This window comes from Mesorhizobium abyssinicae, from assembly GCF_049887195.1.
In the GTDB taxonomy this organism is placed as follows: Bacteria; Pseudomonadota; Alphaproteobacteria; order Rhizobiales; family Rhizobiaceae; genus Mesorhizobium; species Mesorhizobium abyssinicae.
Map to the genome: position 1 here is coordinate 442,588 of NZ_JARAKC010000001.1, position 14,182 is coordinate 456,769.

The window sequence follows — 14,182 nt, forward strand, 5'->3', positions numbered from 1 at the left end:
GCTGTTAACCAACCGCGAGGCAGCCGCCGATGAAGGACGCAGGCGAGAAAACCACCCCGATCGAGGCGTCGCACAAGCTGTCCGACGCCATCCGCGACGTGAAGAACGCTTTCGCCGATCGCGACGATATCGTCGTCGACATGCGCGATGCGCACCGCATGCGGCTCGATCTGCTTGCCGCCGAGCTCGCCCCTGTCTTTGCCGAGGTGCCCACCGACATGGACAATTTCGACTTCGCGGTCTCGTCCGGTCTGCAGCCGCGCTTGTGGATCGATGCCGTCAGCCACGTCGCCATGGGCCGCGACCGTCGCACCTATCGCTTCCTCAGGGACACGCGCATCGGCCGCGTGGTCCTCGCTGAATCGAGCGAGATGAAGGTCGTCGCCGATCAGGTGACACGCTATGTGGCAGAGCGCGTCGTCGAGCGACAGCGGATGATGGAAGGCGGTGCCGAACATGCCATCCCGAGGCTGCAGCGCGCCTTGGTGACGGAAGCCGAACCGCCTTTGCGGGCGGCCCGGCGCGGCAGGGCCTGGTCGGCTGTCCTGTCCGGTCTCGGCCTGATTGCGGCCGGCGCACTGGTCGGGCTTGCCGTATCGCTCGTGCTGTTCTGGGATCGTCTCGCGGCGATGAAAATCAGCTTTTGACCAATGGGCGCGATGCCTCGGCATCGGCTCCCAGTTCGATCACTTGCAGGTCCGACGGCGGCATTGCCGGTCCAGTCAGCCCGCGCCGGGTCAGGCGGACCTGCCAGTCGCCCTTTTCGCCTTCGATGTCGACCAGATTGTACTGCGCCGCCGGGTGCCTGCCGCCGAGCCCCTGCCCGGCCGCGGCGACACCGACGACCGGGATCCTGACACCGCGAGTGCCGATGAAGAACAGGCTCGGATCGTGCGAATGGCCGTGCAGGACAAGCTCGGCGCCATGCCGATTTACCGTCCGCTGGAAGAGCTCGATGCCGAACAGGCGCTTGTATTGGGAAACGGCGCCGCGCACCGGCGGATGGTGGATCATCACCACCCGAAACAGGCCGCTGCCGGCCGTTGCGTCCAGTATCTTGCCGAGCCTTCGCGCCTGGCCTGCCCTGAAGAAGCCGTTGGCCATGAACGGCGCGGTGGCGCGCGCCGTCGAAACGCCGATCAGCGCGACATTGCCGCGCACGCGCAGATAGGGAAAGGCATTGCGGTCGACCGGTCCGCCGGTGCCGTCGCCGCTCATCCACGCCGCCCATGACCGGCAGACCTTGTCGAAGGCGCCCGGCACGTAGGCATCGTGATTTCCGGGCACGACCGAAACGTCGTCGGGCGAGCCCAGCGTCTCCAGCCAGTGCCTGGCCATCTCGATCTCGCCGTCGAGCGCCAGGTTGACCAGGTCGCCGGTGACGGCGAGGTGGTCCGGCTGGCTGGCCTTGAGGTCGGCGACGATCGTGTCGATCACCGCGTCATGCATGTGGCGGCGGCGGTTGCGCTGCCAGTTGACGTAGCCGACCACGCGCTTGGAGGCGAGTTCGCGATAGGTTACACCGGGAAGCGGCCCCAGATGGACATCGGAAATATGCGCGAGCCTGAACATAGCTTCTTCATAAGCGAGCCGCTGCCTGCTTTCCACTCATGGTTTTGCGCCCGCTCGCGGTTCTCCCGGTGACGGAACCCCTCGATCCGGAACAGGCCATGCGTCAGACCGGCTGGCCGGGCCTCAGGGCAAGACTGTTCCATCTGTTGTTCCTGCTCAGGCGGCCGATGACGCTCGGTGTGCGCGGCCTGGTCCACGATCGCGCCTCGAACAGCGTCTTCCTGATCCGCCACACCTATGTGCCCGGCTGGCAGTTGCCGGGCGGCGGCGTCGAGGTCGGCGAAACGCTTCTGGAGGCCCTGGCGCGCGAGCTGGCCGAGGAGGGCAACATCACGATTACGGCCGCGCCTGTGCTGAAGTCGGTGCATTTCAACCGTCGCTCCAGCAGGCGCGACCATGTCGGCTTCTATCTGATCGAGAGCTTCAAACAGACCGCGCCGAAACTGCCCGACCACGAAATCGCCGAAGCCGGCTTCTTCCCGCTCGACCGTTTGCCGGAAGCGACGACGCCTGCAACGCTACGGCGGATCGCCGAGATTTTCGCGAAGGCCGAGATCTCGCCTTATTGGTAACTCTAGGCAGCCTTCCCGAACCGGGCGCGGTCATGCGGCGCGCCATAGTCGAGCTCTGGCCCGACCGGTACGATGCCCGTCGGGTTGATCGTCTTGTGGCTGCCGTAGTAGTGCGCCTTGATGTTATGCAGATTGACCGTCTTCGAGACGCCGGGCACCTGGTAAAGGTCGCGCAGATAGTTCGACAGGTTCGGATAGTCTGCGATACGGCGCAGGTTGCACTTGAAGTGCCCGACATAGACCGGATCGAAGCGCGCCAGCGTGGTGAACAGCCGCCAATCTGCCTCGGTGATGCGGCCGCCAACGAGATAGCGCTGCTTTGACAGCCGATCCTCCAGGCTGTCGAGGGCCGAAAACAGCTCTTCGAACGCCTCCTCATACGCGGCCTGCGTGGTGGCGAAGCCGGCGCGATAGACGCCGTTGTTGATGGCCGGGTAGACCAGCGCGTTGACGCGGTCGATCTCCGCGCGCAACGCCACGGGATAGAAATCGACGCTCTTGTCGCCCCATTCGTCGAAAGCCGAATTGAGCATGCGGATGATCTCGGAAGATTCGTTCGAGACGATCGTTTCCTCCTTCCTGTCCCACAGCACCGGCACCGTCACCCGGCCCGAATAGGCCGGATCGGCCTTGCTGTAGACCTGGTGCAGGAAATCGAGACCATGCAGCGCGTCGCCGGTGGCGCCGTCCTCGGCAAGGAAGGTCCATCCGTGCGCGCCCATGAAATGGTGCACGATGGAGACCGAGATTGCGTCTTCCAGTCCCTTCAGCGCGCGGAAGATCAGCGTCCTGTGCGCCCACGGACAGGCGAGCGAGACATAGAGATGGTAGCGGCCCGGCTCGGCCTTGAAACCGCGCGTACGGCCTTCGGCCGGCGCGCCGTCGGGCGTGACCCAGTCGCGCCATTGCGACTGCGCCCGCACGAACCTGCCGCCATTGTCGGCCGTCTCGTACCAGCGATCCTGCCATCGGCCTTCGACCAGCAATCCCATGCAAATCTCCTTGATGCTTGAGCTGCATGTAGGCGTACGGCGGCGATCCCGAAGACGCGATCTGCTGAACAGACCGTCACTTTGCCGGAATCGGCGAACGAAAACGGCGGATTGCAGCGGCCGGAAATTGATGCTAGCGGAAAATCCGCATGTTGGACTTTGCCACAATCCGGTTCGACCGACGACGAAAGGGCGCCCGCGCTTGATGAAGCGCTGACTGGCGAACGCTGCCGCTTGCAGCAAACCTTTCCTCGCATACCGGAACGCGAAGACCATGAGCCTTGCCGACGTCGAATACCTGCCGGAAACCCCGGCGCATGACCCCGAGATCGAAGCCATTAACGACGAGGCCTTCGGGCCGGGCCGTTTCGTGCTTGCCGCCTACAAGATCCGCGAGGCCGGAGGGCATGATCGCGCGATGTCCTTCGTCGCCATCGATGGCGACACCGTCGTCGCCTCGGTGCGGATGACGCGTATCGCCGCCGGCGCCGGGCGCGCGCTGATGCTCGGACCGCTTGCGGTGCGCCCCGCCTTCAAGAATCTCGGCATCGGCCGCCGGCTTGTGGCGATCGCGCTGGAAGCCGCCGCCAAGGCCGGCGCACCGGCCGTGATCCTGGTCGGCGACGAGCCCTATTATGGCCCGCTCGGCTTCAAACGCTTCCCGCGCGGTCAGATTTCCATGCCGCGCCCCGTCGATCTCGACAGGCTGCTTCACCACGAAATCAAGCCGGGCGCCGTGGCCAAACTGACGGGCGAGGTCGCCCATGCGGATCAGGCGCGTTTGCCCGAACAAATCCCGGCAATGGCCTGATCCACGGGTCAATCGGCACGATTGATCCCGGTCAATCGGCACGATTGATCCACGGGTCGATTGGCGCATGCCAATCGATCCCGGGTCAATCGGCGCATGCCGAGTGATCCCGCTCGATTGAAACTTCGATTGACCCCGTCTGCCGTTGCGCCATCGTGGCGTCCTTCGTAGCATGACCGGAAAAGCGTGGAGGATGCCTGCATGAACCCGAATGGCCAGATAGCGATCGTCACCGGCGGCGGCTCCGGCCTCGGCGAGGCGACGGCGCGCGCCCTCGCCGCCAAGGGCGCCCGCATCGCCATCCTCGATGTCGGCATCGACCGCGCCAGGAAGGTCGCCGACGATATTGGCGGCATCGCCGTCCAGTGCGACGTAAGCAGCGGCGACAGCGCCGCCGCCGCGATCGCGGACGTGTCGCAAAAGCTCGGCGAGCCGCGCATCCTCGTCAATTGCGCCGGCATCGCCATCGGCGTGAAGACGATCGGCAAGGACGGCCCGCACCCGCTCGACCAGTACCGCAAGGTGATCGAGATCAACCTGATCGGCACCTTCAACATGATCCGCCTCGTTGCCGACCGCGCCGCCAAGCTTGATGCGCTGGATGGCGGCGAGCGCGGCGTCATCGTCAACACGGCATCGGTCGCCGCCTATGACGGCCAGATCGGCCAGGCCGCCTATTCGGCCTCCAAGGGCGGCGTGGTCGGCATGACGCTGCCGGTCGCCCGCGACCTCGCCCGCTCCGGCATCCGCGTCTGCACCATCGCGCCCGGCATCTTCCGGACGCCGATGATGGCCGGTATGCCGCAGGAAGTGCAGGATTCGCTTGGTGCGGCGGTGCCGTTCCCGTCCCGCCTCGGCGAGCCTTCCGAATATGCAGCACTTGCGCTGCACATCGTCGAGAACCAGATGCTGAACGGCGAAACCATCCGCCTCGACGGCGCCATCCGCATGGCCCCCAAATAGCCGCGATGGACACCGGCATTTCCGCTGCCGGAAAGACCGGTCCGCTGGCCGGTCTGACGGTGATCGAAATGGCCGGTCTCGGCCCGGTGCCGCTGGCGGGGCTGATACTGTCGGAAATGGGCGCCGAGGTGCTGCGCATCGAGCGCATCGGCGCAAGTCCGCCTTTGCTGGATCTGCCGGCCGAATACGATCTCGACCGCCACGGCCGCTCCGTCCTGCGCATCGATCTCAAGCGCGGCGAAGGCAGAGAACTGCTGCTCGGTCTGGTCGCAGAGACCGACATGCTGATCGAGGGCTATCGGCCCGGCGTCATGGAGCGGCTTGGCCTTGGACCGGATGCGGCGCTGGCGCGCAATCCCGCGCTGATCTACGGCCGCATGACCGGTTTCGGTCAGGACGGGCCGCTTTCGGACCGCGCCGGCCACGACATCACCTATCTGGCCTATTCCGGCCTGCTGCACGCCATCGGCAGGCAGGCAAGCCCGCCGGTCCCGCCGCTCAACCTCGTCGCCGATTATGGCGGCGGCGCCATGATGCTGATCGCCGGCGTGCTCGCCGCCTTGTTCCAGCGCTCGCGTTCCGGCAAGGGCCAGGTGATCGACGCCGCCATGGTCGAAGGCGCTTCTATGCTGGCAACGCCGGTGCACGCCTTCATGGCCGCCGGCCTGTGGAGGGACGAACGCGGCGTCAACCTGCTCGATTCCGGCGCGCCCTTCTACGACACCTACGAGACGGCGGACGCGCGCCATGTCGCGGTCGGCTGCCTCGAGCCCCGCTTCTTCGCCGAATTCGCCAGGCTGTTGCCGCTCGACCAGCGTTTCGCGCATGGCCAGTACGACAGGAGCATATGGCCGGGGATGCGCGCCGAAATCGCCGCGCGCATGAGGCAGAAGACGCGCGACGACTGGGAGACGGTCTTCACCGCGACCGATGCTTGCGTCGCGCCGGTGCTGTCCTTGCGGGAAGCCAGAGACCATCCGCACAATCGCGCCCGTGGCGCCTTTGTCAGATCGGGCGACCTCGATCGCCCCGCTCCGGCGCCACGCTTCTCGCAAACGCCGTCGACGATCGGCGCCGCGCCGACCGATCGTGATCTCAAGCCGGAGACGGTTCTTGCGCGTTTCGGCGTCGCCGGAAGCGAGATTGCGGCCCTTGTCAAATCCGGCGTGATCGGATGATAAGCGGAGCAGAAAAATCAGCTTAAACGGTGAGCGCTCTTGGTTGATCGTAAAAAGGACGTCATCCGCGAGACCGATGCCGAAGCGGTGAGGCTGGCGAAGACGCTGATCCGTAGCGCTCGCTTCGGCGCGCTGGCGGTGATCGAGCCCGGCACCGGGGCGCCGCTGGCGAGCCGGGTCGGCGTTGCCACCGACAGTGACGGCGCGCCGCTGATCCTGGTCTCGATGCTGTCGGCGCATACCGGCGCGCTGCTTGCCGACCCGCGCTGTTCGCTGCTGGTCGGCGAACCCGGCAAGGGCGATCCGCTGGCGCATCCGCGCATAACGCTGGTCTGCCGGGCGAGGCGGCTGGAGCATGGGGCGGAAGAGCACCAGCGCGCCGAGCGGCGCTATCTCAACCGCAATCCCAAGGCAAAGCTCTACGTCGGGCTTGGCGACTTCTCCATTTTCCGGCTCGAACCTGAGCGTGCCAGCCTCAATGGCGGCTTCGGCAAGGCCTATCTGCTCGATCGTGCCGACCTCATCATCGCCGGACCGATTGTCGAGGACCTGGCCGCAGGCGAGCAATCGGCACTCGACCACATGAATGCCGACCATCTCGACGCGATCGCCGTCTATGCGCTTCATTTCGCCAGGGCCGAGGGTGACGGCTGGGTCGCCACCGGCTTCGACGCCGAAGGCATGGACCTTGCGGCTGGCGATAGCGTATGCCGGGTGTTCTTTCCTGAACCGCTGAAGGCCGCGCGCGATCTGCGAACGGTGCTGGTCGACATGGCAAAGACCGGTCGCGCCGCCGGCTATTCACAAGGGCGATAGTTAATCGCCTAGAATCAAAAGCAAGTCTTGAGATTTGGAAGAAATGTTCTACCCTTTTGGTGTGACGCTGATTCACGAGCGCGCACCCACACGTGAGTTTATGGAATCAGACGCTATTGCCCCCATAGCGTCTGGATGAGCTGAAAAGCATGGGGCATCGATGATCTCGAGCAAGCTAATCGCAAACGCCGAATCGGCAGCCACGTTTCTGACGCTCATGGGCAACGAGAAACGGCTGTTGATCATGAGCTATCTGGTCGACGGCGAAATGTCGGTCGGCGCCATCGCCGAAAAGGTCCAGCTGAGCCAGTCCGCCCTGTCTCAGCATCTGGCGAAGCTGCGCGGACTCGACCTCGTCGAGACCCGTCGCGACCGGCAGATGATCTACTATTCCTGCAAGTCGGAAGCCGCGCGCGAGTTGCTCCGCATGCTGGACGGCATTTTCGGCGACGGCGATCTATCGCGGATGGCCCATCGCCTGCGTCGCGCCGGGGCTTGACCGGCGCGTCCGATCACCCCTTACCTCGCTGACGAATTTTCGCCGGCCGAGGCACGTATGGACATTATCCGCATCGACGATCCGCGGGACCCGCGTGTCGCTGCCTATCTCGATATCCGCGAGCGCGATCTCGTTGGCCGTCACGGCCGTTTCGTCGCCGAAGGCAAGGTGGTGCTCGACGTGCTCTTCTCGGCGGGCCGCTTCGCCGTCGAATCGGTGCTCGTCCTGGAAAACCGGCTGGCTGGTCTCGAGAGCACCTTGCGCAAGTCTGCTCCTGCTCTCCCCGTCTATGTCGCCAGTGGCGAGATCATTGACAGGATCGCCGGATTCCACATGCATCGCGGCATTCTGGCGATCGGCAACAGGGGCGCCGAACAACCCGCCGAGAGTTTGCTGGCTACCCTGCCCGCCGGCGCGCTGGTCGTCGTCCTCGTCGGCATCGCCAATCACGACAATATGGGCTCGATCTTCCGCAACGCCGCCGCCTTCGGCGCCGATGCGGTCTTGATGGACGCGACCTGTTGCGATCCTCTGTACCGCAAGGCGATCCGCGTCTCGGTCGGCGCCGCGCTGAAGGTCCCCTTCGCATCCTTCGGCGACGCCGGCCGCATCACCGCCCTGCTCGACCGGCTGGGCTTTGGCCAGTTCGCCCTGTCGCCGCGCGGCGAGACCGACATTCGCGATGCGCAGAGGACGGACCGGCTGGCGCTCTATCTCGGCACCGAAGGCGAAGGCCTGCCCGAGGCTCTGCTCTCCCGCTTGCGCACGGTGCGGATTGCCATGGCGCAAGGCTTCGACAGCCCCAACGTCGCAGCCGCCTCGGCCATCGCGCTGCATCATTTTTCGCGCGGCGGCTGACGCATATCGCCCATGAGGGACAGTCTGGTCGAAGGCTGACCTGGTTTCGGAACGATGCGTGTCGTGCCGATCTCACTCGGCGCGGCCTCGATCCTGAAGACTTCCATGTCGTCTGCCAGCGGCACTGGAGCGCCGGTTGCCCTCGATCGCGCATCGTGGGCTATTTCGGTGATATCCCACAGCGACGTCGCGACATCAAACAGCGCGGAAAGCAGCGGACAAAAGAGCCAGAGAGCGAGCAGGAAAATCGCGGCGACCGCACGGGATCATGGCATCGGACATGGTGATGCCCAGTGCTGAGTGCAAGGAGGTGGCGGCGTGCGCTACTTTCCGTTCGGCGAATGCGCCTTTTGCAGCGCACGCACGCGATCGGCAAGGCTGGTGACGCCTTCTCCATTGGCCGGCCGCCCTTCGCGGGGCGGAGAGGCCAGCGCCTTGGCGATGGGCGAATCCGGTCCGTCCAGCTTCATCGTCAGGCTGACGACTTCCGCCGCCAGTTCGTTCATCTGGTCGCGCAGCGCAGCGCTTGCGCCATGCGCATCGCTGCTGGCCCCGGACCTTGATGTCTCGTGGGCGGCAAGGTCGGTCTTGAGGCGCTTGTTCTCGCGCGCCAGCGCCGTCAGCCGCGCCTCCAGTCGCTCGCGCTCGCCGTCCAGTCTGGCGATCGCCTTGTCGATGTCGTTGCCGCTCACGCCGGCCGTCAGGGCCACGGGAGCGGGCGCCGTGGTCTCGCCCTTCGCCCGCTCGCGAAGCCGCGCCAGTTCCTTCTCACGGCGGTCGAGCTTCTCCTCGCGATCGGCAAGCGTGGCGAGCAGGCGCTCGACCTTCTTGTCCAGTTCGCCGGTTCTCTTCTTCTCCGCCTTCAGCGCCTCGCGAGCGGCCTTGCTTTCGGCCGTCATCTCCTGGTTGCGCCTGTCCGCTTCCTTGCGCTGGGCGCGCAGCACGGCGATGTCGTTGGCGAGCTTGTCCAGCTCGGACTCGCGTGCCACCAGCTCGATCTGGCGGTTGCTAGAGGCGAAGCTTGCATCGTCATACATATGCTCCAGCTTTTCCAGCTCGAGCGCGCGCTTCTCCAGCATGCGTTCCATATGCGCCAGTTTCTCGGACAACTGGTGCAACTGCTCCTCGCGCTGGTGCAGTTCCCCGGTCCGTGCCTCGAGGTCGGAAAGCGCCTGGTTCTTGTCCTTCCGCTCGACGGCCAACCCCTTGAGGGCCTCGCGGCCGCGGCCGATCTCGACCAGCTGCTCGGCTGCTTTCTCCTGCAGGGTCTTGACGCTCATCTCCAGACGTCGCGTCGACATCGCGAACTCGGCTCTGACCTGATCCTTGTTCGCCTGGATTTCGGCCAGCGTGAGCGGCATCGAAGCCTCGACCCGCCTGCGCGTCAGCGCGACGGCCCGGCGCCAGATGGCCGGAGCGATCAGCAATGCCAAAAAGCCTGCGCAAAGAAAGCCGAGGGCGAAGAACAGGATCGACTGGACCAAGGTGACTATCCGCTATGGATGGCGGCTACCGCCAAAGCTCGACTTTGCCATCTTGGCATGACGGAAATCCAGTGCCGCGGCAAGAGCATGCCGCGGCAAGACCTGCAACAAGCAGTTCTGACGTTGGATTGGCACCGTCATGACCTTGTCAGAACGGATTCCAGGTCGGCCGCTGCGTGAGTTTCAGATAGCCGAGATTGACGCCCAGCCTGGCGCCGACGCCGGTCCGGATCGGGACGAGCAGGACCCTGTTGTTCTGCAGCACGTTGAAGCCGACGCCCGCAACGACATAGGCGGAGCCGGCGACACCGCCGAACCGGTTATAGAGATTGCCTATGTCGTCGAGGTTATAGACGAGCATCATGACGCGCGATCCCTCGCCGCCGAAGTCCCAGCCGAGCGAAGGGCCCTGCCAGAACACCTTATGGTCGCCGGCATTCTTGGTGTAGAGAGTGCCCTCGCCATAGGTCAGGCCGCCGATCAGCGCGCCCGACCCTTCCTCACCGAGTAGGTAGCCGTTGGGCAGGCCGTAGGAGGCGAAGATCTTCTCGACGACCGTGGCCAGACCGCCGGAGGTCGCGCCAAAGAACTTGTGGCCGGAATCGATGATCTCCTGGGCGGTATATTCCTGTGCCCGCAGCGCGGAGGTTGAAAAGACGAGAGCGCCCATGAGGGCAATCGCCATGGAAATGACACGGAAAAGATTCCGGTCGTAGAATCGGGAAAACATGCTTCCAATCTCCGTCAGGGAGCACTTTCGCCGACGCCTCGCACCCCCCACGGCTCTTGGCGGCCGCTCAAGGTGACTATCACTGGCAAACTATGCCGTAATCCTTTTTCAACCATTAAGCTCTCACATGAAGATGGCGGTTCGAAGGCCGGGGAACCCAGCTCTGGCCCCGAAACGCTGCGCGGGGCCCGGCATTTCCGCGCGAATCCACCATTTTCGCCGACGACAATTTTGGATTTGTTGCTGCACGCTCGGGCGCTGTGTATTCAGGGTGCCCAGGGAGAGCGCGTGATTCGTGCGGGCGGGGCGCGACGACTGATCGCTCGGCCGTGAATAACTTTAGCAGGGACTTCGCCTATGGCCGAGCTTTTCACCCTTTCCGCACCCGACCTTGCCGCGCTGCTCTGCAGCCGGGTCTGCCACGACATCATCTCGCCGGTCGGCGCCATCAACAACGGCCTTGAATTGCTCGACGAGGGCGGCGCCGACGAAGACGCCATGAAGCTGATCCGCCAGAGCGCCAGGAATGCCTCGGCCCGGCTGCAATTCGCCCGCATCGCCTTCGGCGCCGCCGGCTCGGCCGGCATGATGATCGACACCGGCGACGCCGAGGCGGTCGCCATCGCCTTCCTCAAGAACGAGAAGCCGGAACTGGTGTGGAACGGGGCCCGCGCGCTGCTGCCCAAGAACAAGGTCAAGCTGCTGCTCAACCTCATTCTCGTTGCCAACGCCGCCATTCCGCGCGGCGGCAAGCTTGTCGCCACCCTGGAGAATCTCGACACCGAGCCGCGTTTTGCGCTGTCGGCCGCCGGTCCGATGCTGCGCGTGCCGCCGAAATTCCTCGAACTGCATTCCGGCCACAAGCCCGAGGAGCCGATCGACGCCCATTCGGTCCAGCCCTATTACACGCTGCTCTTGGCGCGCGAGGCCAACATGACGATTTCGATCCACGCGACGGCCGAGGAAATCGTGCTGTCGGCCGCTTGAGCGGCCTGTTCTGTCAGCAAGAACAGATCAAGTATCTATTTCAAATAATATTTGCGGCTGAGCCCGCATTTCAGGCTTGGCAAGTTTTGTTGGCCTGGCCAAAACCGAGTTCGCGACGAAAGGGGCGAACAAGGCGCATCTTTGCAAAAACTTTACCTAACGGCTTTTCCGCTTCTTTACCAGATTGAACTATGGTGGCTGCGGTTGCCCAGAGGTTGCCGGTTCGCCAGATGGCAAAGAGGACCCGGAAATGAAACGCTGCCTGTTCGTCGACGATTCGAGCGTCATCAGGAAGGTCGCAAAACGCATCCTCGGTGGCTCCGACTTCACCGTGATCGAAGCCGCCAGCGGCCTCGATGCCGTCGAGGTGTGCGCCGCCGAGATGCCTGACGTCATCGTCGTCGATGGCGGTCTGCCGGACATGCAGGCAGTCGACTTCATTCGCCGGGTTCGCGCCATGGAGAGCGCGGTCAAGCCGCAGATCCTGATCTCGCTGGTCGAAGTCGATGTCGCCTCGATCATGCGGGCAAAGCGGGCCGGCGCCCAGGGCTATCTCTTGAAGCCGTTCAATCGGCCGCAATTGCTGGAACGCTTTCGCGTCCTGAAAATCGCCGCTTGACGGCCGGCCTGGATCGGCAACAAAAAACCCGGCTGAAGCCGGGTTTTTTGTGTTCAAAAACAATCGACAGGGCGTGTCAGGCGCTGACGCGGATGTCTTCCGGCTCGCGCAGCACGTAACCGCGGCCCCAGACCGTCTCGATGTAGTTCTGACCACCCGACGCCGCATCCAGCTTCTTGCGCAGCTTGCAGATGAAGACGTCGATGATCTTCAGTTCCGGCTCGTCCATGCCGCCATAGAGGTGGTTGAGGAACATTTCCTTGGTCAGCGTGGTGCCCTTGCGCAGCGAGAGCAGTTCCAGCATCTGGTATTCCTTGCCGGTCAGGTGCACGCGCTGGCCGCCGACTTCGACGGTCTTGGCGTCGAGGTTGACCACCAGGTCGCCGGTGGTGATGACCGACTGGGCATGGCCCTTGGAGCGCCGCACGATGGCGTGGATACGCGCCACCAGCTCGTCCTTGTGGAATGGCTTGGTCATGTAGTCGTCGGCGCCGAAGCCGAGGCCGCGCACCTTGTCCTCGATGCCGGCCATGCCGGACAGGATCAGGATGGGCGTCTTCACCTTGGACAGGCGAAGCGTTCTCAAGACTTCATAGCCCGACATGTCGGGGAGATTGAGATCGAGAAGGATGATGTCGTAGTCGTAGAGCTTGCCGAGGTCGACACCTTCTTCGCCGAGATCGGTCGTATAGACGTTGAAGCTTTCCGATTTCAGCATCAATTCGATGCTTTGTGCGGTTGCACTGTCATCTTCTATCAGCAGAACACGCATTTCATTCCCCTTTTCTGCTGCCGGACCATGTCACGACCCGTCCGGGACCCGGAGCAGTGATTGCCTGAACAGAAGGTGCCATTGAATGGTTAACAAAACCTAATTTCGTGCCGAGGACGATACCAGATTTTTTAACCCCTTTCTACACCCTCTTGAATCTAATAATGAATCACAGACCAAAACCGCTAATGCACCACATTAATAAACCAGCCTAAGTGACTCCAGGGACTCGCTGGTCGGCTTCCCGTCGAAAGCCGGAATTTTTACCCGGCCTTAAGTCCTCGGCCGTATGATTAACAATGCCCGTAAACGAATGGTTACCAACGGCAAAAAACTTTAGGAGTTTGTTTCCCATAGTGGGGGGAAAGCCAGGGGATACGGGCAGCGCTTGGGCCTTTCCGGGCGGATTGGACGATATGTGCGGGTGTGCGTTTCCGGGAGTACCGAATCATGAAGTCACGTGAAAACCTCGTTCGGCTGAAACAGTTTCAGGTGAATGAGAAGCGGCGGCAGCTGCTGCAGCTCGACATGATGATCGCCGAGTTCGAACGCATGGCCGTCGAACTGGAGGTGCAGATCGCCGCCGAGGAGAAGAAGGCCGGCATCACCGACATCAACCATTTTGCCTATCCGACCTTCGCCAAGGCGGCGCGCCTGCGCCGCGACAACCTTAGAAATTCGCAAAGCGACCTCGCCCAACAGCGAAGCGCTGCCGAATCATTACTCGGCGAAGCTGAAGCGGAGCTTTCCAAGGCAGAGATGCTGGAATCGCGCGACACCAAGATACGCGACGCCGAACTCGGCGGCCGCAGCGCAATGATCGGGTAAAGCCGCCGCCGAGCGCTACCTCCGCGACGCGAGCCGGCGAACCGCCAGGAGCCTGGCGGCCGCTCAGCCCAGCGTCGCAAGATCGGCTTGGGGATCCATCGATGCCCGGATGCGAGCCGCCTTGATGTCGGGCGCGTGCTCTTCCGACCAGGACCGTATCTGATTGAGCAGTCCCGCCAGGTTCCGGCCGAGATCGGTCAGCTCATATTCGACCCTTGGCGGAATCACCGGAAAGATCTCCCGCCGCACCAGCCCGTCGCGCTCGAGCACACGCAGCGTCTGCGTCAGCATTTTGGGCGTGATGCCTTCGAGCTTGCGGGCCAGCTCGCCATTGCGCATCCGCCCGCGGCGCAGCGCGCAGACGGTCAGGTAGACCCATTTGCTGGCCAGCATTTCGAGCACGGTGTGCGAAGGGCACGTCCGCCGGTACGCGTCATAGCCGAAGGGGGAGTCGTTATCGCTATCCATGAGGTGCCTATATATAGAAAAGGTACATACTGG

Annotated in this window: 18 protein-coding genes; 12 read left to right on the forward strand and 6 right to left on the reverse strand. The window is 63.7% G+C overall.

Features of this window, described 5'->3' with window-relative positions; translation table 11 throughout:
* Window positions 1-29 precede the first annotated feature (29 nt).
* A complete protein-coding gene (locus PU724_RS02025; protein WP_127282257.1) occupies window positions 30-647 on the forward strand; it encodes a hypothetical protein in 618 nt (205 codons plus the stop codon).
* Here the strand turns inward: PU724_RS02025 and PU724_RS02030 are convergent.
* Window positions 637-1,572, reverse strand: coding sequence for a metallophosphoesterase family protein (locus tag PU724_RS02030; RefSeq protein ID WP_128346111.1), 936 nt, complete (start codon window positions 1,570-1,572; stop codon window positions 637-639). The genes PU724_RS02025 and PU724_RS02030 overlap by 11 nt on opposite strands.
* A gap of 98 nt (window positions 1,573-1,670) precedes the next feature.
* On the opposite strand from PU724_RS02030, the gene PU724_RS02035 reads away from it, so the two are divergent.
* Window positions 1,671-2,144: an NUDIX domain-containing protein gene (locus PU724_RS02035; RefSeq protein WP_354419396.1), complete on the forward strand. Its 474-nt coding sequence runs from the start codon at window positions 1,671-1,673 to the stop codon at window positions 2,142-2,144.
* 2 nt (window positions 2,145-2,146) lie between these two features.
* Here the strand turns inward: PU724_RS02035 and PU724_RS02040 are convergent, their stop codons facing one another.
* Window positions 2,147-3,136, reverse strand: coding sequence for a glutathione S-transferase family protein (locus PU724_RS02040; RefSeq protein WP_354419398.1), 990 nt, complete (start codon window positions 3,134-3,136; stop codon window positions 2,147-2,149).
* Window positions 3,137-3,410: 274 nt separating this feature from the next.
* Between PU724_RS02040 and PU724_RS02045 the strand changes: the two genes are divergently transcribed.
* The 7 genes from PU724_RS02045 (at window position 3,411) to PU724_RS02075 (ending at window position 8,561) form a co-directional block, all read left to right on the forward strand.
* Window positions 3,411-3,947, forward strand: a complete 537-nt coding sequence (locus PU724_RS02045) for a GNAT family N-acetyltransferase (protein ID WP_354419400.1) — start codon at window positions 3,411-3,413, stop codon at window positions 3,945-3,947.
* A gap of 201 nt (window positions 3,948-4,148) precedes the next feature.
* The gene (locus tag PU724_RS02050; RefSeq protein WP_354419401.1) at window positions 4,149-4,910 is read left to right on the forward strand and encodes a 3-hydroxyacyl-CoA dehydrogenase; all 762 of its coding nucleotides are present in this window, start codon (window positions 4,149-4,151) and stop codon (window positions 4,908-4,910) included.
* Window positions 4,911-4,915: 5 nt separating this feature from the next.
* A complete protein-coding gene (locus PU724_RS02055) occupies window positions 4,916-6,088 on the forward strand; it encodes a CaiB/BaiF CoA transferase family protein (RefSeq protein ID WP_354419402.1) in 1,173 nt (390 codons plus the stop codon).
* Window positions 6,089-6,127: 39 nt separating this feature from the next.
* On the forward strand, window positions 6,128-6,904 hold the full coding sequence (locus PU724_RS02060; RefSeq protein WP_354419403.1) for a HugZ family pyridoxamine 5'-phosphate oxidase: 777 nt from the start codon (window positions 6,128-6,130) through the stop codon (window positions 6,902-6,904).
* A gap of 160 nt (window positions 6,905-7,064) precedes the next feature.
* A complete protein-coding gene (locus PU724_RS02065) occupies window positions 7,065-7,403 on the forward strand; it encodes an ArsR/SmtB family transcription factor (RefSeq protein ID WP_127282265.1) in 339 nt (112 codons plus the stop codon).
* 57 nt (window positions 7,404-7,460) lie between these two features.
* The gene (locus PU724_RS02070) at window positions 7,461-8,261 is read left to right on the forward strand and encodes a TrmH family RNA methyltransferase (protein ID WP_354419405.1); all 801 of its coding nucleotides are present in this window, start codon (window positions 7,461-7,463) and stop codon (window positions 8,259-8,261) included.
* 54 nt (window positions 8,262-8,315) lie between these two features.
* The gene (locus PU724_RS02075; RefSeq protein WP_426213017.1) at window positions 8,316-8,561 is read left to right on the forward strand and encodes a hypothetical protein; all 246 of its coding nucleotides are present in this window, start codon (window positions 8,316-8,318) and stop codon (window positions 8,559-8,561) included.
* Between the two features lie 23 nt (window positions 8,562-8,584).
* Here PU724_RS02075 and PU724_RS02080 read toward each other — a convergent pair whose 3' ends face one another.
* Entirely contained in the window at window positions 8,585-9,745 is a 1,161-nt protein-coding gene (locus tag PU724_RS02080) for a coiled-coil domain-containing protein (protein WP_354419406.1), read from the reverse strand.
* A gap of 148 nt (window positions 9,746-9,893) precedes the next feature.
* Window positions 9,894-10,430: a DUF1134 domain-containing protein gene (locus PU724_RS02085; protein WP_245478323.1), complete on the reverse strand. Its 537-nt coding sequence runs from the start codon at window positions 10,428-10,430 to the stop codon at window positions 9,894-9,896.
* A gap of 402 nt (window positions 10,431-10,832) precedes the next feature.
* On the opposite strand from PU724_RS02085, the gene chpT reads away from it, so the two are divergent.
* Both chpT and PU724_RS02095 read left to right on the forward strand, forming a co-directional pair.
* Window positions 10,833-11,462, forward strand: a complete 630-nt coding sequence (gene chpT / locus PU724_RS02090; protein WP_320319489.1) for a histidine phosphotransferase ChpT — start codon at window positions 10,833-10,835, stop codon at window positions 11,460-11,462.
* Window positions 11,463-11,712: 250 nt separating this feature from the next.
* Window positions 11,713-12,081: a response regulator transcription factor gene (locus PU724_RS02095; RefSeq protein ID WP_127282271.1), complete on the forward strand. Its 369-nt coding sequence runs from the start codon at window positions 11,713-11,715 to the stop codon at window positions 12,079-12,081.
* A gap of 76 nt (window positions 12,082-12,157) precedes the next feature.
* On the opposite strand, the gene ctrA is transcribed toward PU724_RS02095, so the two are convergent.
* Window positions 12,158-12,853: a response regulator transcription factor CtrA gene (gene ctrA / locus PU724_RS02100; RefSeq protein ID WP_006203583.1), complete on the reverse strand. Its 696-nt coding sequence runs from the start codon at window positions 12,851-12,853 to the stop codon at window positions 12,158-12,160.
* 450 nt (window positions 12,854-13,303) lie between these two features.
* Between ctrA and PU724_RS02105 the strand changes: the two genes are divergently transcribed.
* The gene (locus PU724_RS02105) at window positions 13,304-13,681 is read left to right on the forward strand and encodes a flagellar export protein FliJ (RefSeq protein WP_127282272.1); all 378 of its coding nucleotides are present in this window, start codon (window positions 13,304-13,306) and stop codon (window positions 13,679-13,681) included.
* 63 nt (window positions 13,682-13,744) lie between these two features.
* Here the strand turns inward: PU724_RS02105 and PU724_RS02110 are convergent, their stop codons facing one another.
* Window positions 13,745-14,149 (reverse strand): winged helix-turn-helix transcriptional regulator, encoded by a 405-nt coding sequence (locus PU724_RS02110; protein WP_127282273.1) that lies wholly within the window; start codon window positions 14,147-14,149, stop codon window positions 13,745-13,747.
* Window positions 14,150-14,182: the final 33 nt, after the last annotated feature.